Origin of the sequence: Geodermatophilus sp. CPCC 205761, from assembly GCF_051383655.1 — a bacterium.
GTDB lineage: Bacteria > Actinomycetota > Actinomycetes > Mycobacteriales > Geodermatophilaceae > Geodermatophilus.
In genome coordinates this window covers 17,687-40,959 of record NZ_JALPKQ010000016.1, presented here as the reverse complement: position 1 = coordinate 40,959, position 23,273 = coordinate 17,687, and the positions used below count along the sequence as shown (strand labels likewise).

Genomic DNA, 23,273 nt, shown 5'->3' with positions numbered 1-23,273 from the left:
GCTCAGCTCTCCGGGGAGCTCGGGGGCTTGCCGCCGAGCAGGTTGAACACGTGGTCGAAGGCGCGGGCGGTCGGAGCGGCGACCGCGGGCTTGGCCGCAGCGTCCTTCCCCGCCCACACCGTCTCCGGGCGGCTCTGGAGGAGGAAGACGTTCTCGCCGGGCGACGCCGTGCGGGACACCGCCCACTCGATGTCCTGCGGACAGCCGTAGTGCGCCTCGACCTGCCGGGCGATCGCCACCAGCTCGGCGATCTCCTCGTCGCTGATCGAGGGCACGTCCCGCAGGTTCGCCGGCACGTCGCTCTCCACCACTCCGGCGCCGCCGGGGTCGGGTTGGTGCCAGCGGGTCTTGGTCGCCACCGTCCGCCGGACGATCTCGCCGGTGACCTTGCTGACGACGAAGGAGTCCGGTGTGACGTCGCCGCTGACGACGGCCGAGCCGAGACCCCAGCTGGCGTCGATGGCGACGACGGAGCGGTCGCCGGACAGCGGGCTGCGGGTGAACATCACCCCGGAGCTGCGGGAGCCCACCATCTGCTGCACGACGACGGCCATCGCCAGATCCGTCTCGGGGATGCCGCGGCGCAGCCGGTAGGTCACCGACTCGACGCTGTAGAGACTCGCCCAGCAGCGACGCACGTGGGTCAGGACCGAGTCCGCACCGCGCACCCACAGGTAGGTGTCCTGCAGCCCCGCGAAGCTGGCCTCGGCGGAGTCCTCGCTGGTGGCGCTCGACCGGACGGCCACCGGGAGATCGGGCTGACCGCACTCGCCGGCGAGCCGGGCGTAGGCGACGGTCACCGCCTCGGCGACCTCGGCCGGGAGCGGCGCCGACTCGACGATCGACCGGAGCTCGGTGCAGGCCGCCGCGACCGCATCGCCGTCGGACGGGTCGAGCACCGTCACCCGGGATCCGAGGTCGAGCGCGGCGACCGCGGCCCGGAAGGCCGCCGTCGTCACCACGAAGCCGTCGGGTACGCGGATGCCGGCCCGGATCAACTCCCCCAGGCTGGCCCCCTTTCCCCCTGCCGCGGGGACGTCGTCCCGGCCGACGTCGGCGAAGCGCAGCACGGGCGGGAACGCGGTCATGGTGGTCCCCATCAGCCGAGGATGGTCACGACGCCGCGGTCACCATCGACACGCACGCGGTCACCGCTCCTGATCTTGGTGGTGGCCTGGCCGGTGCCGACGACGGCGGGCATGCCGTACTCGCGGGCGACGATGGCCGCGTGCGACATGGTCCCGCCGATGTCGGAGACGGCGGCGGCGATCTTGCCGAAGACCGGGCCCCAGCTGGGCGCCGTCACCGGGCAGACGAGGACCTCGCCCTCGCGGATCGACCCGATCTCGTTGACGTTCATCAGGACGCGGGCGATCCCCTCGACGACGCCCGGGGAGGCCGCGTACCCGCGCACGGTCTTGTCGTCGAGCTCCGCACCGGACAACCAGGTCTCGATCGTCTCGTCGGTGATGCCCCAGAGCATCTGGACGGCCGGGTCGTTGAGCGCCTCGGGCGCGGGCCCCAGCGCCGGGGGCGGCGACCAGGACGACAGCGCCTCCACGATCCGCTTGCGCTCGGCGACGATCGGCTGCCAGTGCCGGGCGCCGAGTTCGGCGCCACCCGAAGCCCAGGCGAGCTGGACGTCGGCGAGGGCGTCCTCGACCTCCGGGTGCCGCAGGTGGAACACGTCGTCGGGTTCGGCCAGGACGCCGCGGTCGGCGAGCAGCCGACCGAACGCGCGGATCTTCTGGAAGAAGCGCGTCGTGAACCAGTGCTCGCAGTAGAACTTGTGCGACTCGATGTAGGGGAACACCTGCCGGCACAGCCCGAGCATCTGGTCGAACGCGGCCTTCTCGTCGTCGCTGCCCAGCAGCGCCCGGTACTCCTGAGCGATCCGCTCCCGCTCCTCGGCCAGCCGCTCGGTGGGCCGGGTGAGGTCCGCACCGGCCCGGATCTGCTCGACGTACCGGGGCAGGGCGGCGAACGGCACGGTCAGGTCGTCGGCCCAGGAGAGGTGGTGGTGGTAGAAGCCGTCGCCGACCGACACGTTGAACCACGGGTCCTTGGCCTCCTCGAGGGCGGCCAGCCACCGGGCGCCGGCGTTCCCGCGCCCGCCGAGGCCGGCCAGCACCTTGGCCGGGTCGTTGCCCTCGACGAACAGGTCGGCGACGTCCAGCTCGACCGCGAGCGCGGCCAGCTTCTTCAGCTCGTCGTCCGGCCGGTACATGGTCACGTCCATGCCGGCGACCATCCGGGCGACCATCTGGTCCCCCATCTCCGGGAACGCCTGCTTGCAGAAGCCGAAGAAGACGACATAGGCGCCGTAGCCGAGCATCAGCAGCTCGGTGTGGTGGTGCCACATCTTCGAGTACAGGTCGATGCACCGGTGGAAGTTCTCGCGGAGCAGGTGGTTGGAGGCGTAGCCGCGGTGGCCGGTGACGACGGAGAGGTCGTCCAGCTCGGGCAGCGGCGGCACCTCGACGGCCTCGATGTCGGCGATGAGCGTCTCGATCCGCTGCTGCCACTCGGCGTAGATCGTGTCCCAGTTCGCGTAGTAGTGGCCCGCCCGCTCCTGGAAGTGCGCCAGCCGCTGCTCGATCTGCACGGGGTCGGTCACCGGGTTGGCGGTGATGTAGACGCGGCCGTTGAGGATGCGGTACTCGATCCCGAGAGTCGTCGGGAAGGAGAACAGGCGCGCGGTGTTCGCGCCGATCGCGGTGTACGGGATCTCGGAGGTGATCCCGTCGAAGGCCGGCACGACCTCCGGGAAGTGCATCGAGTTGTAGAACCAGAAACGCTGGTCGTCCTCGGGCTGGAAGCGGGAGAAGTAGGGGTACATCGCCTCCCAGCCCTCCGCACCCGAGACGTCGGCGATCTGGGACGGCAGCGGGAACGACCGCTCGCCGGTGGGCTGGGACATCCTCGTCTCCTCTTCTCGGGGGTCAGGCGACTGCGTAGTCCCGCTGCGTGCGGGCGTACTCGACGATGTCGGACAGGGAGCCGGGATCGGCCATGGCAGCGGGGTCGGCGACGTCCGCGGGGTCCGCGCCCATCAGCAGGCGGCGGACCGGGATCTCCATCTTCTTGCCGCTGCGGGTCAGCGGGATCGCGCGGACGGCGATGATCCGATCGGGGACGTGCCGCGGGGTGTACTCCTCCCGCAGCCTGCGGCGCAGCCGATCGCGGAGTCCGTCGTCGAGCACGGCGCCGGGCGCCGGGACGACGAACAGCGGCATGAAGAAGCCTCCGCCGGGCAGGTCGAGGTTGACCACCAGCGAGGTCACGACGGCGGGGTCGTCCTCGACCACGCGGTAGATCTCGGCCGTGCCGATCCGCACCCCGTGCCGGTTGAGCACCGCGTCGGAGCGGCCCCGGACGAAGCAGCCGCCGCGCTCGTTGAGTTCCAGGAAGTCGCCGTGCCGCCACACGCCGGGGAAGGTCTCGAAGTAGCTGGCCCGGTACCGGGAACCGTCCTCGTCGCCCCAGTAGAACAGCGGCATGGAGGGCATCGGCTGGGTGACGACCAGCTCCCCGACCCGGCCGACGACCGGGCGGCCGGCGTCGTCCCACGCCTCCGCGGCCACGCCCAGGCACCGCGCCTGGATCTCCCCTGCCCGGACCGGCAGCGTCGGCACCCCGCCCACCAGGCCGGTGCAGATGTCCGTGCCGCCGCTGCCCGTGGCCACCCACAGGTCCTCCGCGACGGCGTCGTAGAACCACGCCGTGATGGCGGGGGCGACCGGGGAACCGGCCGGCATGACGACCTCGAGGGCGGAGAGGTCGAACCGCTCCCGAGGGACGATGCCGGCCTTCTTCATCAGCTCGACGTAGGTGGGGCTGGTCCCGAAGAAGCGGGCGCGGCTGTCCTGCGCCAGCCGCCAGAGGACGTCGACGTCGGGATGCGACGGGTTGCCGTCGTAGAGCACCGGCACGATCCGCGACGTCAGCATGCTGACCAGGAAGTTCCACATCATCCAGCCGGTGGTGGTGTGGAAGAACGCCCGGTCGCCGGAGCGCAGGTCCTGGTGGAACGCGAGGGACTTCAGCTGCTCGAGCAGGATCCCGCCGTGCCCGTGCACGATCGGCTTGGGCAGCCCGGTGGTGCCGGAGGAGAAGAGCACCCACAGCGGGTGGTCGAAGGGGACCTGGTCGCAGACGAACTCCGCGGCGTCGACCGACGGGCCGGACAGGACGTCCGCCCAGGACGTCACCGGCACCGTCAGGTCGGCCACCTCCAGACCCAGCACGGACACGGCGACGACCTGGCGCAACTGGGGCAGTCCCGCGACCACCTCGGCGAGCTCTCCCCGCCGGTCGAACGCGCGGCCGCCGTAGCGGTAGCCGTCGGCGGCGATCAGCACCACGGGCCGGAGCTGGGCCAGCCGGTCGAGCGCGCCGCGGGCGCCGAAGTCCGGCGAGGCGCCCGCCCACACGGCTCCCGCGCTCGCCGCGGCGAGCATGGCGATCATCGCCTCGGGGACGTTGGGCAGGTAGCCCACCACGCGGTCCCCGGGCCGCACTCCGACCTCGCGCAGGTGGGTGGCCACCGCGCGGACCCGACTCGCGAGCTCCTCCCAGGAGAGCTCGCGCAACGGTTCGGTCTCGCTGGCGTAGAGCAGCGCCGGTGCGCCCGACACCTCCTGGTCCAACACGTACCCGGCGAAGTTCAGGTGCGCCCCGGGGAACCACCGGGCACCGGGCATGGAACGCTCCGCGAGCACCGCCGTGCACGGGGTGGACGACCGGACGTCGAAGAAGTCCCAGACCGCCGACCAGAACTCACCCAGCTCGGTCGTCGACCACCGCCACAGTGCCGCGTAGTCGTCGAACGACCGGCCGGTGCGCTCCGCGGCGAAGCGGGTGAACGCGGTGAGCCGGGTCCGCTCGACCCGATCGGGGGACGGCGTCCACAGCAGGTCGCCCTCGCGGACGGATCCGCCCTCGGCTCCCCCGCGCATCGCCGCGCTCGACATGGGCGAGACAGTCACCGACGCGAGTGTGACCGGCAACACCTCCTTCCCGGTATCCGGAAACACCGGGCCCCGCGGCGTCCCGCGAGACGCTCAGGCCTGGCCGCCGGAGGTCGCGACCTCGAGTCCGCTGCGGAGCAGATCGGCACTCAGCGAGGCCGAGGCGGCCCGGAGGTGCGGCAGGGCACCGGACAGGCGAGGGCTGCGGAGGGGGGCCAGGAGGCCGATCGCGGCCACCACGCCGTCGTGGCCGTTCACCGGCACGGCCAGGGAGGAGACGCCGAGGCGGTGCTCCTGGGCGCTGCGCGCCACGCCGCTCCTCCGGATCTCGTCCATCTGTCGACACAGGGCAGCCGGATCGGTGACGGTGTACGCGGTGTGCCGCCGGAGGTCACCGGCGACCCGGTCGACGAGGCCGGGGTCGGCGTAGGCCAGCAGCGCCTTGCCCACCGCCGTGCAGTGCAGCGGCAGGTGGTGACCGGGACTGTGCCGGGTGGGGACGGTCCGCGTCCCGGAGAGCCGGTCGATGACCAGTGCGCCGGCACCGTCCAGGACGGCCAGGTGGACGGTGTGCCCCGTGGCTGCCACGAGGTCCTGCAGGTGGGGCTGGGCGAGCTCACGCAGCTCGGTGGGCGGTGCGAGCAGCCCGAGTCGCCAGAGGAGCGCGCCGACCTCGTAGCGGCCGTCGGCCCGGCGCTCCAGCAGGCGGCTCGCGACGAGGTCGGCGGCCAGACGGTGAACGGTCGCCAGCGGGAGGCCGCTGCGGCGGGACAGCTGCGAGAGGTTCAGCACCCGGTGGTCGGCGTCGAAGGCGCTCAGCAGCGAGGTGGCTCGAACCGTGACCGATCGACGACCCCCCGCCTCGCCGGCCCGACGATCGTCCTCCACTCCGCCAGGCTAGTGCGCTGGATCACTTCTTCCGGATCCCGGAAGTTCGTGCTGCTCCGACCGGGACGAGCGTCGCTACCCGGACCCCGACCGGTTCGGCACGGACCGCAGTGAACCGCCCCGAACGGACGCCGATGGGGTCAGGACTCGACGCCCCCACCAGCGCAGATGTAGTCCTGGCGCCAGGAAGCCGCCCATCGCCCGAGGCCGGTGCGACCCGTGCAGCCCTCGGGACCTGGCGCATGACGAGCCGTTCCGCTGAGTAGGAAACACGTCCGCCAGGGACCCGTCGGGGCGATCATTCTCTTTCGCGGGTCTCGTGGACCCACCGTGTCCACCGCGGGAGAGACCGGCTGGAGGAGCACATGATCAGCGGCACGACCACCCTCATCGCCCACCTCGGCTACCCGACCTTCGCGTTCAAGTCGCCTCTCATCTACAACCCCTGGTTCGAGAAGAAGGACATCGACGCCGTCGTCGTCCCGATGGGCGTCAAGGCCGAGGACTACCCGACCTTCTTCCGCTCGTTGTTCACGCTGACGAACATCCGCGGGGCACTGGTGACCATGCCGCACAAGGTCACGACCATGGGCCTGGTCGATGAGCTCTCGCCGACCGCGGCTGCGGCCGGCGCGGTCAACGCCGTCCTCCTGCGGGAGGACGGAACCCTCGTCGGGGAGCAGTTCGACGGGACCGGCTTCGTGCGGGGCGTTCTGCGGAAGGGCCTCTCGTTGCAGGGGAAGAAGGCGCTCGTCGTCGGCAACGGCGGCGTCGGTTCGCCGATTGCGGCGTCGCTGGCCGGAGAGGGCGTCGCGGAGCTGGGACTGTTCGATCCGAACACCGCCGCATCCGAGTCGCTGGCGCAGCGGTTGACCGCTCACTACCCCCGGCTGCAGGTCACGACCGGCTCGAAGGACCCCGCCGGCTACGACCTCGCGGTGAACGCGACCCCGCTGGGGATGAACGACGACGACCCACTGCCGATGGACGTCGACCGGCTCGCCCCGACAGCGTTCGTCGGGGAGGTCGTGATGAAGCAGGAGATCACCCCGTTCCTGCGCGCTGCCCAGGAGAAGGGCTGCAAGGTGCAGGTGGGCAAGGACATGCTCTTCGAGATGATCCCGGCCTATCTGGAGTTCTTCGGGTTCGGCACGGCCACCCCCGAGGAGCTCCGCGCAGTCTCGCTGGTGGAGGACTGACGGGCTCCTCGTTCCTCCGCATCCGTGAGGAGTCGTTCACACTGGGGCGACCGGGGCCGATGCGACCAGGTGGCGGCGCCGACGACGCTCGCGGACAGCCGGTTCCCGACCGTCGACGCAGAGTCGATGCAGGAGGGGATGGAGCGGAGGGTGACGAAGAGGTGACTCGCCCCGCTGCGTCGGGGGCCGCTCCGCCGACGGTCCGCTGGGGCGTGCTGAGCACGGCGATGATCGCGACCACGCGAACCATCCCCGCGATGGCGCAGGCGCCGTCCGCGACGTTGCTGGCGATCGCCTCCCGGCGGCGGGATCAGGCCGAGCGTGCCGCGAGGGAACTGGGTGCGCCTCGCGCGTACGGGTCGTACGACGAGCTGCTCGGCGACCCGGAGGTCGATGCGGTGTACGTGCCGCTGCCCAACGACCTGCACGTCGAGTGGGCGGTACGGGCGATGGAGGCGGGCAAGCACGTGCTGTGCGAGAAGCCGCTGTGCCTCCGCGCGAGCGATGTGGCCGTCCTCCGCGGGGTCCGCGACCGCACCGGGCGTCACATCGAAGAAGCGTTCGGGTTCCGCAACCACCCGCAGTGGTACGAGATCGCCGCGCTGCTCCGGGCCGGGACGATCGGCGCCGTGCGGTCCCTGCAGGCGACCCTCGCCAAGCAGTTCCTCGACCCCGACGACATCCGCAACGACCCGGCTCGCGGCGGCGGCGCGCTGTACGACCTCGGCTCGTACGTCCTCGCCGCGTGCAACGCGGTCTTCGGTCGAGGTGCCCGGAGGGTCACCGCCTCGATGGATCACGACCCCGACTTCCGGATCGACCGGCTGACGACCGCGATGCTGGACTACGGCGATGCCCATGCCACGTTCACGGTGGCGACGCAGTCCGGTCCGGACTCCTGGGCCACCCATCAGCAGCTCACGGTCCTGGGCTCCACCGGCTGGTTGCGGTGCGACTTCCCGTTCGCCCACGCCCGCCCGACCGCGTGCAGGTTGGAGATCGGCGATGCGGGCAGCGTCGGGTGCCTCCCGACGCGGACGATCGGGTACGAACCGGTGGACCAGTACGCGCTGCAGATCGAGCGGTTCTCCCGACGCCTTCTGGGCGAGGCCGTACCGGCCTGGCCCATCGAGGACGCCGCCGTGACGCTGACGACGATCGAGGCCCTCTTCCGGTCGGCCCGGGCGGGTCGGTGGGAGGACATCCCGGACTGAGTCACGGCTGCCAGCGGATCCTGCGCAGGCTCAGCGCGCCTCCGCCGCCCGGTCAGATGCCCGAAACGGTCAGAGGAGCCGCCCCGCTCACACCTAGACTCCGGCACCGTGACCTCCGTCGCCGAGCGCCGTGACGTTCTCGTCCAGCATGACGTCGAAGGGCGGATGCGCGACGGGGTCGTGCTCAGGGCCGATGTGTACCGACCTGCCGACGGCGGGCGATACCCGGTGCTCTTGTCCCGGCAGCCGTACAACAAGGACGTCAACATCAACCTGATGTACGCCGATCCCGTCCGGCTGGCCGCCCACGGGTACATCGTCGTCATGCAGGACGTCCGGGGCCGCTACGCGTCGGACGGCGAGTTCACGCCCAGTGACCAGGAGTTCGAGGACGGCTACGACTCGGTCCAGTGGGCCGCCGAGCTCCCCGGCTCGGACGGCCAGGTGGGCATGTTCGGGCGGTCCTACCACTCGGAGACGCAGTGGCGCGCCGCGGTCATGGAGCCGCCTGCGCTCAGGAGCATGGTCACCGGTGTGTCGCGCTTCCACTACTCGACCGAGGCCCAGGAGCGACCGGGCGGCGCGCACGAGGGCTCCCGCCTCGGTTGGATGCAGTTCCTGATCGGAGCCGACATCCTGGCGCGGCGCCACCGCGGGGACCCCGAGGGTCTGGCCCGGGCGATGGCCGAGTTCGGCAGGACCACCGCGAGACTGGCCTCCGGCGAGCTGTTCCGACTCCTGCCGCTGCATCAATTGGCAGCTCTGCCCGGGAGCATGATGGGCGACGTCATCGCCGCGATGAGCAGGCCCCTCGACGCCGCGCTGCATCGTCGGCCGTGGCCCACCGACACGTACGAGCGCGTGCACGCCGACACGTTCCACGTCGGCGGTTGGTACGACATCTTCACGCCCGGCACGCTGACCCAGTACGAGGCCATGCGTGACGTGGCCGCACGCACCGGCCGCCGCGTCCCCCACCTGCTGGTCGGTCCGTGGACGCACAGCTCCTATCTCGGCAATGCCGGTGAGCTGGACTTCGGTCCCGCCGCCTCCGGGGCGGTCCTCGACGGCAGGGGTGGTCTCAACGGCGAGCACCTGCGCTGGTACGACGCCACCCTGAAGGGCCGCGACGACGCGCTGGCCGACACGGCACCCGTCCGGCTCTTCGTGATGGGCGAGAACCGCTGGCGCTCCTACGACAGCTATCCCGTTCCGGGGGCACGCACGGAGGACTGGTACCTGCAACCCGGCGGTGGCCTCGAACGCACCGCCGCAACCGACAGCGAGCCCGACCGCTACGACTACGACCCCGCAGATCCGGTCCCCACGCGCGGCGGCTCGACGATGCTGGCACCGACGTTGCCGCCCGGCCCCTTCGACCAACGCGAGATCGAGGCGCGCCCGGACGTGCTGTCCTACACCAGCGCGCCCCTCGAGCAGCCCTACACGGTGCTCGGCGCCGTCTCCGTCACGCTGTTCGCCGCCTCGTCCGCTCCCGACACCGACTTCGTGGCCCGGCTCGTCGACGTGCATCCCGACGGTCGCGCCTTCAACGTCGTCGACGGCATCATCCGGGCCAGCGCCCGCGACACCTACCCGGAGCCCGGTGTCGTCCGGCCCGCTCCGCCCAGCCCGCTCGAGCCCGACGCGCCCTACCGGTTCTGCATCGACCTGTGGGCAACCGGACTCACCTTCCTGCCCGGCCATCGCATCCGCGTCGACGTCACCTCCAGCTCGCACCCCCGCTGGATCCGCCACACCAACACCGACGACGACCCGGTGGACGCCACGGAGACCCGCGTCGCCCGGCAACGGATCTTCCACGACCCGACGCGTCCGAGCAGGATCCACGTGACCGTCGTCTGAGCCGGCGTCAGGCTCGCTTCGTTCCGCTGAGCGGAAGCCTCGCCAGGCCACTGAGCGGCGGAGGTCCCTTGGGCTGACACTGCAATCGATCGTCGGACTTCCGCTCGGGACGGAGGCATCGTGGACGAGACCCTGGTCGAACCCGCAGGCGCGCACGAGCCGCATGTGCAGAAGACGCCCCGCAAGGCCGCGATCTCGGCCTGGATCGGCAGCGCGCTGGAGTACTACGACTTCTTCATCTACGGGACAGCGGCGGCGCTGATCTTCCCGCAGGTCTTCTTCCCGGAGGGGAACGAGGCCGCTGCCACCATCGCGTCGCTGGCGACCTTCGGCGTCGCTTATGTCGCCCGCCCGGTCGGCTCCTTCATCCTCGGCCACCTCGGGGACACCATCGGCCGCAAGAAGGTCCTGGTCCTCACCCTGTTCGGCATGGGGGCCGCGACCTTCCTCATCGGGTGTCTGCCCACCTTCGACCAGATCGGCTTCGCCGCGCCCGTCCTGCTGCTGATCCTGCGCGTCTTCCAGGGCCTGGCGGTGTCCGGCGAGCAGTCCAGCGCGAGTTCCACCTCGCTGGAACACGCGCCGGCCAACAAGAGGGCGTTCTACTCCAGCTTCACCCTCGCCGGGACGCAAGGTGGGCTCATCCTCGCGACGGCAGTCTTCATCCCGATCTCGGCGATGCCCGAGGACGTTCTGTTCTCGTGGGGGTGGCGGATCCCGTTCCTGCTGAGCGTCGTGGTGATGGCGGTCGGTTGGTGGATCCGGCGCACCCTGCACGAGAGCCCGGCCTTCGAGGAGGAGGCCGAGCACAACGAGGTGCCGAAGGCGCCGCTCAAGGTGCTGTTCCGCGGATACACGCCGGAGGTGTTGAAGATCGTGTTCGCTGCGCTGGCCTCGGTCATCAGCACGATCTTCGGCATCTACCTGCTGACGTACGGCGTCAACACCGTCGGTATGGACCGCACGACCCTGCTGTGGTTGCAGATCACCTGCAACATCATCGCGCTCGGCGCGATCCCGGCTGCTGGCTTCCTGGCGGACCGTTTCGGTCGCAAGCCCGTGTACGTGACCGGCGTCGGGGGCGCCGCGGTGATGGTCTGGCCGTTCATCTGGGCGGTGAGCCAGGGCAACATGGCTCTGACGTGGGTCTTCGGGATCCTGATGGTCGCCGTCTTCTACAGCGGGTACGGCGGGGCCGCGTTCGCGCTGTGGAGCGAGCAGTTCGACACCAGGGTCCGGATGTCGGGCGTCGCGATCGGCACGCAGTTCGGATTCGCGCTCGGCGGATTCGCCCCGGCCATCGCCGCGGCGCTTGCCGGTCCGGACCTCGAGAACTGGGTTCCGGTGGCGGTCTTCGCCAGTGCGGCCGCGGCTGTGGCGGCGATCGCGGCGATGACCATGCGCGAGAACTACAGGACACCGATGCTCGACCTCGGTAAGGCCGTGCCAGGCGAGGCCGCCACTCGGGTGTGAGGCGCCGGCTCGACGACGAGCGCGGTGCGGGTGAGAGGAGTGGCTTCCGCGAGTCCCTCGGCGTCGCGCATGTCGGGAGGGCGGAAGGCCGACACCTCAGTCCGGCGTGACAGGTCCCGGGGACTCGCTGACCGATCGCTGCCGGTCCGCCGGTGAGAGCAGGGCACCCACGACACCGACCACGGTCACCAGGCCACCGACCACGTGCATCACGGCGAAGCCCTCACCCAGGAGCAACCAGGCCAGGCCGCCGGACAGGAACGGCATGGCGAGCTGCATCACCGGCGGCAGGTTGGCCGGAACCCGCGACAGCGAGTGCGTCGTGAGGAAGTGGCCCAAGGCACCCGGGACGACGGCGATGCTCGCCGCGATCAGCAGGTCCGTGCGGTCGATGCTGGAGACCCGTTCCCCGACCACGGCAGCGAACAACGAGACGGCCAGTCCGGCGACGACCGCCACCCCCAGCAGGAAGGGCAACGCGCCGATGTGGGCCATCGCCTGCTTGGACCAGACGAAGTAGAAGGCGAAGCACACCACGTTCGCCAGCGCCAACGCCATGCCGACCGGGTTCCCCTCCGGTCCCGTGGTACCCGCCACCACGACCAGAGCCGCGCCGACGCCCGCGACCACCGACCAGAGGCGGAAGGCCAGGCCGGGACGTTCGCCGAAGACCACGAAGGCGAGAACGCCGACCAGGATCGGCTGCAGCACCTGCATCAGGGTCACGTCGACCACCGACGTCGCCTTGATCGAGATCATGAAGAACAGCTGGTGCGCGCCGAAGGCCAGACCGGCCGCCGCCGTCCACCCCCACCCACGTCGGCTGGCACGCGTCCCCCGGACCCGGTGCTGCCACAGCGTGAGCGCCCCGAGCAGCAGGGCGCCGATCCACAGACGCCAGAAGGACAGCACGGCACCGGACGTGGTGGAGCCGGCGACCAGCACCGGACCGAGGCTGAACAGCACGACACCGATCCACAGCATGAGCAACGGCCGCTCGTCCAGCGCCTGAACCGCCCTCGCCCGCGTCGCCGGCGGGGTCACCGGGCGCGACCTCCCGATGCCCGGGGTGGCCGGATCGGTCCGGTCAGGGTCACACCTGGGATGGTGCCGCGTACCCCTGCCCGGTCAGCACGAGGATCCCGGCCCCGGCTCGGACGGCGGGCACTGCTTCCGTCGTGCGCCACGCTGTTCATCACCGGCATGGACAGGTCCACGAGGGCCACGTCGGGACACTCTTCTCGTCAGGTGACCCCACTGGTCCGGAACCCTTCCACGTGAGCCCACGCGAGGTCCGGGTGTTCCCTGAGTGGAACCGGCTACACCTCAGCACGGCGGCCGGGCGGGCTGGCAGCGTCGAGGAAGAGTACGCCGACGACCGCTCACACGACTGTCCCGGCCCCGCGTGCATCCGGCCGGACGGCGGCCCTGCGGACCCCTCGAGGACGAGACCTCACATGGCAGCGCAGACTGGCGCCCTGCCCTTGTTGAGGAGGCTCTCAGGCCGCAACGGATCGGATGACCGACATCCTGCGCGCCCCACTCAGGGTGCAGCGGACTGACCTTCGCCGGAGGCCGGGACCTCCTCGGACGACTCCTCGGAGGGGTCGGTCGGCTCGGCGGAGGGGCTCGCGGATCCTGTCGGTGCCGACTCCGAGCTCTCCGTCTCGCTCCGGTCGGAGGGATCCGGCTCCGCGGGAACATCCCCGGGCGCGCTCTCGGCTGAGGGCGTTGCAGGCGCTTGCGTCGTCGGGGAGTCGGGCGTCGATGGCGCCTGGTCGCGGTGCGAGGACGCGTTGGTGAGCGCGCCGATCGTCGTCGTCTCCGAGGTGGACGAGTCACCGACGAGCGCCGACACCGGCTGCTGCCCGATCACCTCCACCCCGGTCACGATGCCCATCGCCACCGCGAAGACGGCGACGGCACCGGCCGCCATCCGCGACCACCGTGGCCGCCACCTCGCCGGAGCTCGCCGTGGGTCCAGTCGCGGCGGCAGCACGCGGGTGGCGTCGGGCTCCCCCGCCGGAGCTCCCGCCTGCCCGGTCCCTCGGCTCCGGGCCCCCCGCAGCCGCTCGTTCGTCCGGCGCAGGGACTCGCCGTAGACGGCGGCGCTCACGGTGGAGATCACGCTCGCGACCGCCGCGCCGATGAGGGTGCCCGCCATCCCGAACAGCGATGCGACCACGGCGGAGGAAACGGCGGCGAGGGCGCCGGCGGCGATCTGGACGGGGCTGAGGATGGGGCTCTTCTCGGACGGTTCGGCCTTGTCGGCTCGGTCGTCGGGAGAGGTCTTCGAGGCAGTCATGAGCTCCGTCGGGGTCGATGTCCGGGAGGAGGGCTGCACGGGTCCGGTCGGAAACGGCCCGGGAGAGGCCGGAGCCGACCCAGGTCAGCGCCTTCGAGGCTACTGTGCCGCGCGTCCAGACCCCAGCCCGCGCACCTCGAGACCGCAGCCGGCACACCCCCGACGAGCCGGTGACCAGCACGAACACGCCCGTGTGATCCCGGTGACGCTGGGCCACCGCGGTCCCCAGTTGCACGCCTCGTGCCGGCCGCCGCGTGCTCGATGCTGCCCAGCTTCTCGGTCAGCACGCCCCCGACCTCCTCGGGTGTGGGGAAGGGGAACTCCCGACGCGGATTGACCTGGTTGAGCCGCCGGACCGCCCAGGCGTTGTGCAGCTCGCCCTCCCGGCGTGTCGATCGCGGTGCATTCGACAGAGACGAACGCTTGCCGGGCATCGAGCTACTTGCGTTCAGCCAGCTCGCCCTCGCCGATGCGCGCCGACGAGTCAGGCCGCCAGACGGTGGTCCAAGCTCGCGTGAGCCCGCCGTCTGACACTGGAGAGCCGCACCCAGGGTCGGTCCGGACGTGTCCCACAAACTGGGCCGCCGAGGGCGACGGGGCCAGGCATTCCGCTGCGCTCAGCCTCCTGGACCCACCTATGGGTGCGCTGTCGAGCGGGGCCGGAAGTCCGGTGTTCGCTCCGGTGGCTGCACACAAGCACGGGCCGACGGCACGTCAGTGGTGGTAGCGCGCCTCCAGGACGACGAGCTGGTCACCGTCGACCGTGTAGACCAGGCGGTGCTCCATGGTCGATGCGACGCGACCAGCAGCCCGACAGGTCCCCGCTGAGCCGCTCGGGCCTGCCGGTACCGGTCGCTGGATCCCGGGCCGCTTCGCTGATCAGGCGGTTGATCCGCGCGAGCACCTTCCGGTCCCCGGCCCCACTGGTGTAGTCCGCCCAGCCGTTCGCCGTGAACGCGATCCTCACTCCGACAGCTGGTGAGGCTCCACCGAACCCGCCGCGACGTCGGCGAGGCTCTCCCCGAGGCGCTGGGCGTTGCGCGGCGACTGGAGCAGGTACACGGTCTCCTTCAGCGACCGGTACTCAGCAGCCGAGACCAGGAACGCGGTGCCCTTCTTCGAGAGGATCTCCACCGCGATCTGATCGGCATTCACCTCTTCGATCAGCGGGAACAACCGCTGGCGCGCTTCGCTGGCCGTCACGGACATGGAGACTCCATCGGCTAGTGGGAGGAGAAACCGTCCCACCCGGCTGCTTTCGCGCGGCCGACCCGTTCCGGCCGAGTGTCCTGGCCGACGCGAAGGCGCATGTGTCGAAGGTCGTCGCGCGGGTCAGCGGACAGCACCAGCGCGGCGACGTGAGGGTGCACGGCAAGTCCTCCGCGGTGCTGCTGGCCACCGAGGACCTCGAGTCGCTGGAGGAGAGCATCGAGACCTCGCCGACGCCGACACCATGCGGCGGCTGCACGCCTCGAGGCCGAGCTCGCCCGCGGCAAGGTCGAGAACCGTGAGGACCTGGCGGCGGCCATGGCCCGCCGGCGCAGCAGGCGGCACTGAGCGACGCTCCGTAGTCCTACCTCCTGGCCATCACCCCCGCCGCCCGCCGGCCAGGACCTGAGCCACGACGGCCCCGATGATCGGGCCGCGGGTCTCCGCCCGCGCCTCCTCGGTTCTGCGGGCCTTCGTCGCGCGGGGGTGCAACGCCACCGCCAGCCTCGTCGCCGTGCAACTCGGATACGCCCGAGTGGACTGGCGATGAACGGCAGGTGACGAATGAGTTCCAACGCCTTCGGCCTTTCTGCCCGATTTCTCCGCATCACCCGACTCGCTCCCAAGACCGTCTCGGAACACGCCGCCTCCACGATGACCGGCGCTTCACCCGGAGAACCGCGAAGGCCCGTTTCTGACTGAGAGGCGCGACCCTCGACAAATCCGTGAGCGCGCTCACGCGTTTCCCGAGAGGCGGACCACGATGCGCGTGGAGACCGCTTCGATCGATGACGTGCGTCACCACGTGTTGAGGCGGATCACAGCCGGCCTGCGTGAAATTGCACGCCCGACCGCCAACACTGAAAAGGCGACGCAGACTCGGTCGCACGACGAGAGAGAAAAGAAGAGGTGTTCCATGTCCTTCACGACGATCACGACGATCACGACGATGCGTACCTCGATCGCCCATCGCCGCGCCTCGCGCACGGCGCGCCGGCGTCTCGCGCAGGAGCTGGCCTCGTACCAGACGCCCGCCGAGCGCATGGAGCTTGGCCTGATCCTCGGCCGCTACTCGGCGGAGGAGACCGCAGAAGTCGACGCGATCCTCAGCCGACAGGCCACGTAGGCCCCGTCTCGCCCCGGCAGCTGACCACCCTGCGCCGGTACTGCCGACACGTCTTTCGGGCGCATACCTCTCCCCGCAGCGCTCGTTCCATGACAGCCGCGGCCTCGTTCGACGACCGCGACGCAACGTGCCCGTACAGGGGTCCGGTGCGTCAGAATTGGAAATGTCCCAGGATCATCACGGCCGACCGATCCGGCACGCCACGCCGAGCAGCGGCGCATTCACCGTGTGCCCGTCGCCCGAAGGCCGCACGGAGCATGTCTCCCCGGGTGAGAGCACGAAGCGGCTCGTGCGCCTTTTGCCCGCAGCCGTCGGCCGCGGGTCCACAACCGTTTGTCCGGGTTCACTGGCGCAGGTCAAGGGAGATACGGAACGGCGGCGCTCGGTGGCGGACCAGCCCGAACAGGGTGCGATGGTGGTCAAGAGTCGCCGCCGGACTGTCTCCATGCCCCACCTCCGAATCGGCCGGTCCGGGCCGCGGCCGAAGTGGTGAGGCGCGCTGGGGAGCTCGAGACCACACCGGCGCAGCTGGCGGTGGCGTTCACACTGGGCGGCCACCCAGGCACCTCTCCGGGCCCGGGACCCGGCGCCCGGGCGTGGTGGCGGCGTCAGCTCCTGGCCGGGCTCTCGACACGATCTCCGACCTCCGGCAGCAGCAGGCCCTCGTCGGGTCCGTTCCCGCGAAGCTCCAACTGTCCGGGCATCACACCGCGATGCGTGGATGATGGCCCGATGCTGATCATCGAGGATCGGGATGACGTTGCCGTTCTGCGCATCGACCACGGCCGGGTCGGCGCCCTCGACGTGGAGCTGCTGAACGCCCTCACCGAGGCCGTGACCGCATCCGACCGGGCGCTGGTCATCACCGGCACCGGCGCGTCCTTCTCCGCCGGGGTGGACCTGCGCCGGATCCTGGACGGCGGCCGGCCATACACCGAGGAGCTCCTGGCGGCCCTGTCCCGCACCTTTCGGGTCGTGTTCGACCATCCGCGGCCGACCGTCGCGGCGGTCAACGGGCATGCGATCGCCGGCGGCTGCGTGCTGGCCCTCGCCTGCGACCTGCGGCTGATGTCGGGTGGACGGATCGGGTTGACCGAGCTGGCGGTCGGCGTCCCCTTCCCGACCACCGCCCTGGAGATCGTCCGGCACGCGCTCGGTTCCCGTGCCGGCCAGGTGCTGTTCGGCGCGCAGACCGAGGACCGCGAGCGTGCGCTGGCCCTGGGGATGATCGACGAGCTCGCCGAGCCGGGCGAGCTGCTGCCGCGGGCGGTCGCGCTGGCCACCGAGCTGGCCGCCCGGTTGCCCGAGTCCTACCGGCTGGCCAAGATCCAGCTCCACCGCCCCGCGAACACGGCGATCGAAGCGAACGCCGGTGGCGACGCAGCCATCCTCGCCGGCTGGGCCTCCGACGACACCCGGCTCCGGATCGAGGGCGCCCTCGCGGCGCTGACCCGGCGCTGAACTCGGTACCCGAACTGCCGGGGCGGCTGAGCGAAGCCTGCGGATGTCCACCGGAGTACGTCTCCGCAGGTCAACCGGCGGAACGGTCGAGGGCGGACCACCTGGACGGCGATGAGTAACGTCACTTGGCGACCCTCGCGGCACCCTCTCGAGGCGACCACCAACGCTCAGACCGGACGGTGCGCCAGTCCGCCCGCCGGAACGGCGTCCACGTAGCTCGCCGGTGCGCCGGGCAGCGCAGCGACGACCTGAGTCACGTCGAACCGGGCGTCAGCGAGCAGCCGGGTGTACTGCAGGCCGGTGCGTTGACGTCGATCGGGCGTGACGGCGAGCATCTCGAGGTCCAGCAGCTTCCCCATGGACGGCCGGGGTCGTCAGGCAGCACCAGTTCGATGATCAGCAGGCGTGAGTCGGCGCGCATCGCGGATCGGCATGTCCCGAGGATCTGCAGTGCACTCCCGTCGTCCCAGTCGTGAACGATGTTGCTCAGGATGTAGAGGTCGGCTGCCGGCGGCACCTGGTCGAAGAAGTTCCCCGCGACCCGCTGGCACCGGTCGGCGACCCCGGCGGCGTGCAGTACCGGTTCGGCTTCGGCGACCACCTGCGGGGTGCGAGCAGGGCGCCGGTGCCGCCACCGACGTCGACCAGGGTCGTGTATCCGGAGAAGTCGTACACGACAAGGATCCCGGCCAGAAAGCTCCCGGCGATGTCCTGCATGGCGCCGTCGAAGACGGCGGCGTCGTCGGGATGTGTCTCCAGGTGGCCGAACAGATCGGTGTCGTGCACCCGCGCGAACGCCGGCTCTCCGGTCCGGACGGCATGTTCCAGGTCATCTCCAGGCACGTTCGCGGGATCCGTGACGTCGTTCGAAGCTCGTTGCTGTACCGGTTGCCGTACTTCTCCCTCGCGGTCGGCCGTGTCAACCGGAGGGCGAGGGTCGCGCGCCGACCGTGCACCAGCAGCTTCCGAGGTCGCCGCCGCACGAGTGAACCTTGCGGTGCGGCCAAGCCGGCTCATCAAGCCGGCCTGCCTCCCTGCCACCGGGGATGGTGTCGCCACGACCGCTCTGCATCGGCCCCGCAGGCGGGGAACCCGCTGGGCACAGCAGGTCCGTACGCCGCCGAACACCGCGCTCCGGGGCTAGGGTGCGAACGCTCGATGCCCGCCAGGGAGAACCGATGATCACGCTTCTCACCGCGCTGAGCGGAATCGCCTGGACCGTCGTCTACATCGAAGCGATCCGGGTGGGGTTTGCCCAGCGGACCTACGCGCTGCCCGTTGCCGCCCTCGCGCTGAACATCGCCTGGGAGTCCATCTACTCGGTGTGGGGCCTGGCCACGGAGCCCGGCCTTCAGGCGTACATCAATCTCGTGTGGGCCCTGGCCGACGTCGTCATCGTCTACACCTTCTTCCGGTACGGCCGGCGGGAGCTGCCCTCCTTCCTCACCCGGGGCATGTTCATCGGGTGGGGGGTCCTCGTCTTCGTCACGGCCTACGTCGTCCAGTGGGCCTTCGTCGTCGAGTTCGACTACGCCCAGGCGGCGCGCTACTCAGCGTTTCTGCAGAACCTGCTGATGTCTGGACTGTTCATCGCGATGTTCGTTGGGCGGCGCGGGCCGCGCGGGCAGTCGATGACCATTGCGGTCGCGAAGTGGATCGGGACCGCCGCGCCCACGATCATCTTCGGTGTCCACGAGAGTTCTGCCTTCATCCTGACGCTCGGAATCCTGTGCTTCGTCTTCGACGTGGCCTACATCGCGCTCCTGGCCTGGGCCCGGAGGCATCCCGACGCCCTCCCGGCCGGCGAGGAGATTCGACTGGTGCACGGGGCGACGGACTCCGCACAGGGTGCCTGGTGGTCACAAAGGTGGTGAGGAATCGCGGTCGCGAACTGCACGAGCACTGATCTTCAGCGACCGTGGCGCCGTAGCGGAGCGTGACGGTGAGTCAGCCGGATCACCTGCGTGTCCCGAGCATTCCACCCACCCGACGTCGCCCGGCGGAGGTGCAGCTGGTCGTCAGGACGCGCCCGGCACGGCGGCGGTCTTCGGGAGCATGTGCGAGAGCTGGTCGTGCAGTTGTGCGGGCAGCGGGACCGGGCGTTCCCCGTCCCCGACGTACACCGCCAGGTGACGTCCCTCGATGGCGAGGGCGTTCCCGCTGCGGATCTGCCACGTGTAGCCGATCGACGACGTGCCCACCGTGGCGACGCCGAGGGCGAGCTCGAACTCGTCGTCGAAGCGCAGCGGGGCACGGTAGGTGGCCTGGACGTCGACGCGGGGGAAGCCGCCGTGGAAGGAGTGGCCGAGGCTGCGGAGCAGGTCGTGTTCGGCGGCCTCGGCCCAGCGGAAGGCCGCGGTGAAGTGGATGCGGCCGCCGGCGTCGGTGTCGACCCAGGCGACCCGGCCGCGGTAGCTGTGACGGGTCGGGGTGCTGGCCGCGGTCATGAGTCTGCCTTCGCTGCGTCCGGAGTGTCGGTGGGGGTGTCGTACTGCTGGCGGAGGGCGAGCTTGTTGAACTTGCCGACGGCGGTCTTGGGGATGGCCTCGACGATCTCGATCCGTTCGGGCAGCCACCAGCGCGCCACCTTCGGGGCGATGAACTCGCGCAGCTCTTCGGGTGTGGCGGTGGTGCCGGGCCGGAAGGCGACCACGGCCAGCGGCCGTTCGGTCCACTTCTCGTCGGCGACGGCGACGACTGCGGCCTCGGCGACCGCCGGGTGGTCCATCAGGGCGCTCTCCAGCTCGGGGGTGGAGATCCACTCGCCGCCGGACTTGACCAGGTCCTTGGCGCGGTCGGCGATGCGGATGTAGCCGCGGTCGCTGATGGTCACGACGTCGCCGGTGCGGAACCAGCCGTCGTCGGTCCACTGCTCGGCGCTGGCCTCCGGGGCGCCGACGTACTCCTGGGCGACCCAGGGGCCGCGGATCTCCAGCTCCCCCAGGCTCTGTCCGTCCCAGGCGACGTAGCCGGCGTCCCCGCGGGCCCGGATCTCCAGGAACGGCATCGGCACGCCCTGGGCGTAGCGGTGCGGGCGCTGCTCGTCCTCCGGTGCGTCCTGCAGGTCCCAGGTCAGGTTGGCGACGGCGCCCATGACGAGCTCGGTCATGCCCCAGGTGTGCACGAGCGGGACGGCGTGCCGGCCGCGCAGGCCCTCGATCATCGCCGGTGGAGCGGTGGCGCCGCCGCTGAGCACCGCACGGAGCGAGCTGGTGTCGTGCGTGCCGGGTGCGGCGTCGAGGGTGTTGAGCAGACCCATCCACACGGTGGGCACGCCGCCGGTGAGGGTGACCCGCTCACCTGCGATGAGCTCGAGCAGGCTGTCCGGGTCGAGGAACGGCCCGGGCAGCACCTGCTTGGCGCCGAGCAGGGCGGCGGTGTACGGCCAGCCCCAGGCGAGAGCGTGGAACATCGGCACCACCGGCATGACGACGTCGTCGTCGCGGATGGCCAGCCACCCGGGCAGGGCACTGGACAGCGCGTGCACGGCGATCGCGCGGTGCGACACCTCGACACCCTTGGGCCGGCCGGTGGTGCCGCTGGTGTAGGTGACCAGCGCGGTCGACCGCTCGTCGAGTTCGGCGGGCTGCCACTCCGGGTCTCCGGTGGCGAGCAGCTGCTCATAGCCCAGCAGTCCCGGGGGTGCCGTTCCCACCACCACGACGTTCCGGAACGGAGTGCGGTCGCGGATCTGCTCGTACAGGGGAAGGAACGCCTCGTCGACGATGAGGACCCGGTCGCCGGCGTGGTCGGCGATGAAGGCGATGTCGTCGGGGTGCAGCCGCGGGTTCAGCGGATGGGTGACCAGGCCGGCGATGGGCGCCGCGTAGTAGGCCTCCCAGTGCTGGCGGTGCGTCGCGCACAGGGTCGCCACCCGCGTGCCGGGCTCCAGTCCGAGCCGGAGCAGCGCGGAGGCCAGCCGGCGGGCCCGGGCGGCCAGCTCCCCGTAGGTGGTGCGGTGACAGCTGCGGTCGGGCTCGCGGCTGACCACCTCGCGGTGCGGGGAGAACTGCTCGGCGCGGCGCAGGATCGCGGCGATGTCCAGGGACTGGTGCATCGCCCTCACTCCCCCGCCGTGCCCACCCGGCCGGCGGCCGCCGCGGTGAGGTCGTCGCGGCGGTGCTGGGCGATGAACGGCTGCTCCACCACGGTGGCCCGCAGCCGCCAGGTCGGGTATCCGGGGAAACCCCAGTCGACGGTGACCGCGGTGCCGATCGGCAGCTCCCGGTCGACGCGGGCGTTGCTGATCATGCGTCGGAGGTTCGGGCTGTAGGTCGCGGCGGAGGCCCACCCCACCTGCTCGTCGTCCCGGCGCACGCGCTGGAACTGCAGGCGGAACTGGCCCCACGGGAGGTCCGGCGGCGGCGGGGCGGGAGCGTCACGGAACTGGGCGGCGAACAGCTCGCCGATGTCGTCGGCGTTCCAGAGCAGACCACGCCAGAGCCGGCGGGGTCCGCCGGCGTCGGCCTCGGCGCGCAGCGCGTCCCGGCCGACGAACTCGTGGTCGAGGTCGACGGTGTACCCCCAGCCGACCTCGGCCGGGGTGACCAGCTGATCGGCGAGGTCGTAGTCGACGGCGGCCAGCTCCTCCTCGGTGACCCACAGCCGGGCGAAGCGGGACAGCTTCTCGCGCGGGAACCGGTCGGGCAGGAAGTCGCGGATGATCGTGGGCATGTTGCTCTCGGTGTGGCCGATCAGCTGCGCCTTGAAGCCCAGCTCCCGCAGCCCGAACTCCCGGCCGACCTCGCGGATGCGGCGCCACAGCTCGTGCGCGCGGCCGGTGTCGGTGCGCATGAAGAACTCGTAGCCGACCTCGCCGGTCACGCCCTGGCGCTGGACGATCACCTCGGTGCCGAAGAGCTCGATGCGGCGCCAGCGGGAGAAGCGCATGTCGGTGAACGCCTCGCCCGTCACGGCCTCCAGCACCTGCAGGGAGTGGGGCCCCTGCAGGGCGTAGCACGTCCAGTCGGGGGTCTGGTCCTCCAGCTGGACGTCGATGCCGAGCTGCTCGGCCTGCCGCGGCAGCCAGAACTGGGCGCCGGACTGGGTGAACAGGTAGTCGTTGTCGCCGAGCTTGAGGGCCAGCCCCTCGATCGCGATCTTGCCGTGCTCGCTGAGCATCGGCGTGAACAGCGTCTGCCCGAGCTCCTGCCGCCGCACGCTCTTGACCGAGATGCGGTCCAGGAAGTCCTCGGCGTTCGGGCCGGTGATGCGGACCTTGTTCAGCCAGCTCCAGTCGCCCAGGACCGCGGTGGTGCGCAGCGCCCGCGACTCCTGCCACCAGCGGGTGTACTCGTACCCCATCAGGAAGCCGCCGTTGAGGTGCATCCACGTCTTGCTGATGTTGGTCTCGTCCTGCGCCGGCGCCCCGGGCGAGCCGAGGTATGGGCGCTCGAGGAACGCCGGCTCGCGGTACTGGTTGGCGCGGTGGTACAGCTCCCGCAGGTCGTCCATGGTTCCTCGCTCATCACGTCGTCGCGGCCCCGTGGGGACGATCCCAAAGCTAGACGCTCACTCGGACGAGCGTCAACACTGCTGTCCAATGTCGATCGGATGTCGCCG

At 70.9% G+C, this 23,273-nt stretch carries 20 protein-coding genes; 7 read left to right on the top strand and 13 right to left on the bottom strand.

Features of this window, described 5'->3' with window-relative positions:
- Window positions 1–2: 2 nt before the first annotated feature.
- The 4 genes from MY526_RS11960 to MY526_RS11945 all read right to left on the bottom strand — a co-directional run bounded on the left by MY526_RS11960 (window position 3) and on the right by MY526_RS11945 (window position 5,858).
- Entirely contained in the window at window positions 3–1,100 is a 1,098-nt protein-coding gene (locus MY526_RS11960; protein ID WP_436703953.1) for a PEP/pyruvate-binding domain-containing protein, read from the bottom strand.
- Window positions 1,100–2,920 carry a PEP-utilizing enzyme gene (locus MY526_RS11955; protein ID WP_436691852.1) on the bottom strand — a complete coding sequence of 607 codons (1,821 nt, stop codon included), beginning with the start codon at window positions 2,918–2,920 and terminating at the stop codon, window positions 1,100–1,102. Before MY526_RS11955 ends, MY526_RS11960 begins: the two co-directional genes overlap by 1 nt.
- A 22-nt stretch (window positions 2,921–2,942) precedes the next feature.
- Window positions 2,943–4,988 carry an acetoacetate--CoA ligase gene (locus tag MY526_RS11950; RefSeq protein ID WP_436703952.1) on the bottom strand — a complete coding sequence of 682 codons (2,046 nt, stop codon included), beginning with the start codon at window positions 4,986–4,988 and terminating at the stop codon, window positions 2,943–2,945.
- 75 nt (window positions 4,989–5,063) lie between these two features.
- The gene (locus tag MY526_RS11945; RefSeq protein ID WP_436691850.1) at window positions 5,064–5,858 is read right to left on the bottom strand and encodes an IclR family transcriptional regulator; all 795 of its coding nucleotides are present in this window, start codon (window positions 5,856–5,858) and stop codon (window positions 5,064–5,066) included.
- Window positions 5,859–6,223: 365 nt separating this feature from the next.
- Between MY526_RS11945 and MY526_RS11940 the strand changes: the two genes are divergently transcribed.
- From MY526_RS11940 to MY526_RS11925, 4 genes are all read left to right on the top strand, one after another.
- The gene (locus tag MY526_RS11940; protein ID WP_436703951.1) at window positions 6,224–7,057 is read left to right on the top strand and encodes a shikimate dehydrogenase family protein; all 834 of its coding nucleotides are present in this window, start codon (window positions 6,224–6,226) and stop codon (window positions 7,055–7,057) included.
- Between the two features lie 161 nt (window positions 7,058–7,218).
- The gene (locus tag MY526_RS11935) at window positions 7,219–8,271 is read left to right on the top strand and encodes a Gfo/Idh/MocA family protein (RefSeq protein WP_436703950.1); all 1,053 of its coding nucleotides are present in this window, start codon (window positions 7,219–7,221) and stop codon (window positions 8,269–8,271) included.
- Between the two features lie 165 nt (window positions 8,272–8,436).
- On the top strand, window positions 8,437–10,137 hold the full coding sequence (locus MY526_RS11930) for a CocE/NonD family hydrolase (RefSeq protein ID WP_436703992.1): 1,701 nt from the start codon (window positions 8,437–8,439) through the stop codon (window positions 10,135–10,137).
- Window positions 10,138–10,257: 120 nt separating this feature from the next.
- A complete protein-coding gene (locus MY526_RS11925) occupies window positions 10,258–11,610 on the top strand; it encodes an MFS transporter (protein WP_436691846.1) in 1,353 nt (450 codons plus the stop codon).
- 96 nt (window positions 11,611–11,706) lie between these two features.
- Here MY526_RS11925 and MY526_RS11920 read toward each other — a convergent pair whose 3' ends face one another.
- The 4 genes from MY526_RS11920 to MY526_RS11905 all read right to left on the bottom strand — a co-directional run bounded on the left by MY526_RS11920 (window position 11,707) and on the right by MY526_RS11905 (window position 15,124).
- The gene (locus MY526_RS11920) at window positions 11,707–12,654 is read right to left on the bottom strand and encodes a DMT family transporter (RefSeq protein WP_436703949.1); all 948 of its coding nucleotides are present in this window, start codon (window positions 12,652–12,654) and stop codon (window positions 11,707–11,709) included.
- Between the two features lie 499 nt (window positions 12,655–13,153).
- Window positions 13,154–13,915: a hypothetical protein gene (locus MY526_RS11915; protein WP_436703948.1), complete on the bottom strand. Its 762-nt coding sequence runs from the start codon at window positions 13,913–13,915 to the stop codon at window positions 13,154–13,156.
- Between the two features lie 751 nt (window positions 13,916–14,666).
- Window positions 14,667–14,882: a Txe/YoeB family addiction module toxin gene (locus MY526_RS11910; protein ID WP_436703947.1), complete on the bottom strand. Its 216-nt coding sequence runs from the start codon at window positions 14,880–14,882 to the stop codon at window positions 14,667–14,669.
- A complete protein-coding gene (locus MY526_RS11905; RefSeq protein ID WP_436703946.1) occupies window positions 14,879–15,124 on the bottom strand; it encodes a type II toxin-antitoxin system Phd/YefM family antitoxin in 246 nt (81 codons plus the stop codon). Before MY526_RS11905 ends, MY526_RS11910 begins: the two co-directional genes overlap by 4 nt.
- Window positions 15,125–15,887: 763 nt before the next feature.
- Between MY526_RS11905 and MY526_RS11900 the strand changes: the two genes are divergently transcribed.
- Both MY526_RS11900 and MY526_RS11895 read left to right on the top strand, forming a co-directional pair.
- Window positions 15,888–16,250: a hypothetical protein gene (locus MY526_RS11900; RefSeq protein ID WP_436703945.1), complete on the top strand. Its 363-nt coding sequence runs from the start codon at window positions 15,888–15,890 to the stop codon at window positions 16,248–16,250.
- Window positions 16,251–16,982: 732 nt separating this feature from the next.
- Window positions 16,983–17,711 (top strand): enoyl-CoA hydratase/isomerase family protein, encoded by a 729-nt coding sequence (locus tag MY526_RS11895; protein WP_436691839.1) that lies wholly within the window; start codon window positions 16,983–16,985, stop codon window positions 17,709–17,711.
- Between the two features lie 253 nt (window positions 17,712–17,964).
- Here MY526_RS11895 and MY526_RS11890 read toward each other — a convergent pair whose 3' ends face one another.
- Together MY526_RS11890 and MY526_RS11885 are read right to left on the bottom strand one after the other, a co-directional pair.
- Window positions 17,965–18,312: a methyltransferase gene (locus tag MY526_RS11890; RefSeq protein ID WP_436703944.1), complete on the bottom strand. Its 348-nt coding sequence runs from the start codon at window positions 18,310–18,312 to the stop codon at window positions 17,965–17,967.
- A complete protein-coding gene (locus MY526_RS11885) occupies window positions 18,198–18,554 on the bottom strand; it encodes a methyltransferase (protein ID WP_436703943.1) in 357 nt (118 codons plus the stop codon). The genes MY526_RS11890 and MY526_RS11885 overlap by 115 nt, the downstream gene beginning before the upstream one ends.
- 335 nt (window positions 18,555–18,889) lie before the next feature.
- Here MY526_RS11885 and MY526_RS11880 point away from each other — a divergent pair, with 335 nt between their 5' ends.
- The gene (locus tag MY526_RS11880; RefSeq protein ID WP_436691836.1) at window positions 18,890–19,585 is read left to right on the top strand and encodes a hypothetical protein; all 696 of its coding nucleotides are present in this window, start codon (window positions 18,890–18,892) and stop codon (window positions 19,583–19,585) included.
- A gap of 144 nt (window positions 19,586–19,729) precedes the next feature.
- On the opposite strand, the gene MY526_RS11875 is transcribed toward MY526_RS11880, so the two are convergent.
- The 3 genes from MY526_RS11875 to MY526_RS11865 are packed head-to-tail and all read right to left on the bottom strand — an operon-like array spanning window position 19,730 to window position 23,165.
- Window positions 19,730–20,158: an acyl-CoA thioesterase gene (locus MY526_RS11875; RefSeq protein ID WP_436703942.1), complete on the bottom strand. Its 429-nt coding sequence runs from the start codon at window positions 20,156–20,158 to the stop codon at window positions 19,730–19,732.
- Window positions 20,155–21,768 (bottom strand): long-chain-fatty-acid--CoA ligase, encoded by a 1,614-nt coding sequence (locus tag MY526_RS11870; RefSeq protein ID WP_436703941.1) that lies wholly within the window; start codon window positions 21,766–21,768, stop codon window positions 20,155–20,157. Before MY526_RS11870 ends, MY526_RS11875 begins: the two co-directional genes overlap by 4 nt.
- A 5-nt stretch (window positions 21,769–21,773) precedes the next feature.
- Entirely contained in the window at window positions 21,774–23,165 is a 1,392-nt protein-coding gene (locus tag MY526_RS11865) for a glycine cleavage T C-terminal barrel domain-containing protein (protein WP_436703940.1), read from the bottom strand.
- Window positions 23,166–23,273 lie beyond the last annotated feature (108 nt).

What these genes read in the sequence shown, in the direction of transcription:
- MY526_RS11960 (WP_436703953.1), bottom strand. Translation starts at nt 1,100, where the DNA reads ATGGGGACCACCATGACCGCGTTCCCGCCCGTGCTGCGCTTCGCCGAC.
- MY526_RS11955 (WP_436691852.1), bottom strand. Translation starts at nt 2,920, where the DNA reads ATGTCCCAGCCCACCGGCGAGCGGTCGTTCCCGCTGCCGTCCCAGATC.
- MY526_RS11940 (WP_436703951.1), top strand. Translation starts at nt 6,224, where the DNA reads ATGATCAGCGGCACGACCACCCTCATCGCCCACCTCGGCTACCCGACC.
- MY526_RS11930 (WP_436703992.1), top strand. Translation starts at nt 8,437, where the DNA reads ATGCGCGACGGGGTCGTGCTCAGGGCCGATGTGTACCGACCTGCCGAC.
- MY526_RS11915 (WP_436703948.1), bottom strand. Translation starts at nt 13,915, where the DNA reads ATGACTGCCTCGAAGACCTCTCCCGACGACCGAGCCGACAAGGCCGAA.
- MY526_RS11905 (WP_436703946.1), bottom strand. Translation starts at nt 15,124, where the DNA reads ATGTCCGTGACGGCCAGCGAAGCGCGCCAGCGGTTGTTCCCGCTGATC.
- MY526_RS11900 (WP_436703945.1), top strand. Translation starts at nt 15,888, where the DNA reads ATGCGCGTGGAGACCGCTTCGATCGATGACGTGCGTCACCACGTGTTG.
- MY526_RS11895 (WP_436691839.1), top strand. Translation starts at nt 16,983, where the DNA reads ATGCTGATCATCGAGGATCGGGATGACGTTGCCGTTCTGCGCATCGAC.
- MY526_RS11880 (WP_436691836.1), top strand. Translation starts at nt 18,890, where the DNA reads ATGATCACGCTTCTCACCGCGCTGAGCGGAATCGCCTGGACCGTCGTC.
- MY526_RS11875 (WP_436703942.1), bottom strand. Translation starts at nt 20,158, where the DNA reads ATGACCGCGGCCAGCACCCCGACCCGTCACAGCTACCGCGGCCGGGTC.
- MY526_RS11870 (WP_436703941.1), bottom strand. Translation starts at nt 21,768, where the DNA reads ATGCACCAGTCCCTGGACATCGCCGCGATCCTGCGCCGCGCCGAGCAG.
- MY526_RS11865 (WP_436703940.1), bottom strand. Translation starts at nt 23,165, where the DNA reads ATGGACGACCTGCGGGAGCTGTACCACCGCGCCAACCAGTACCGCGAG.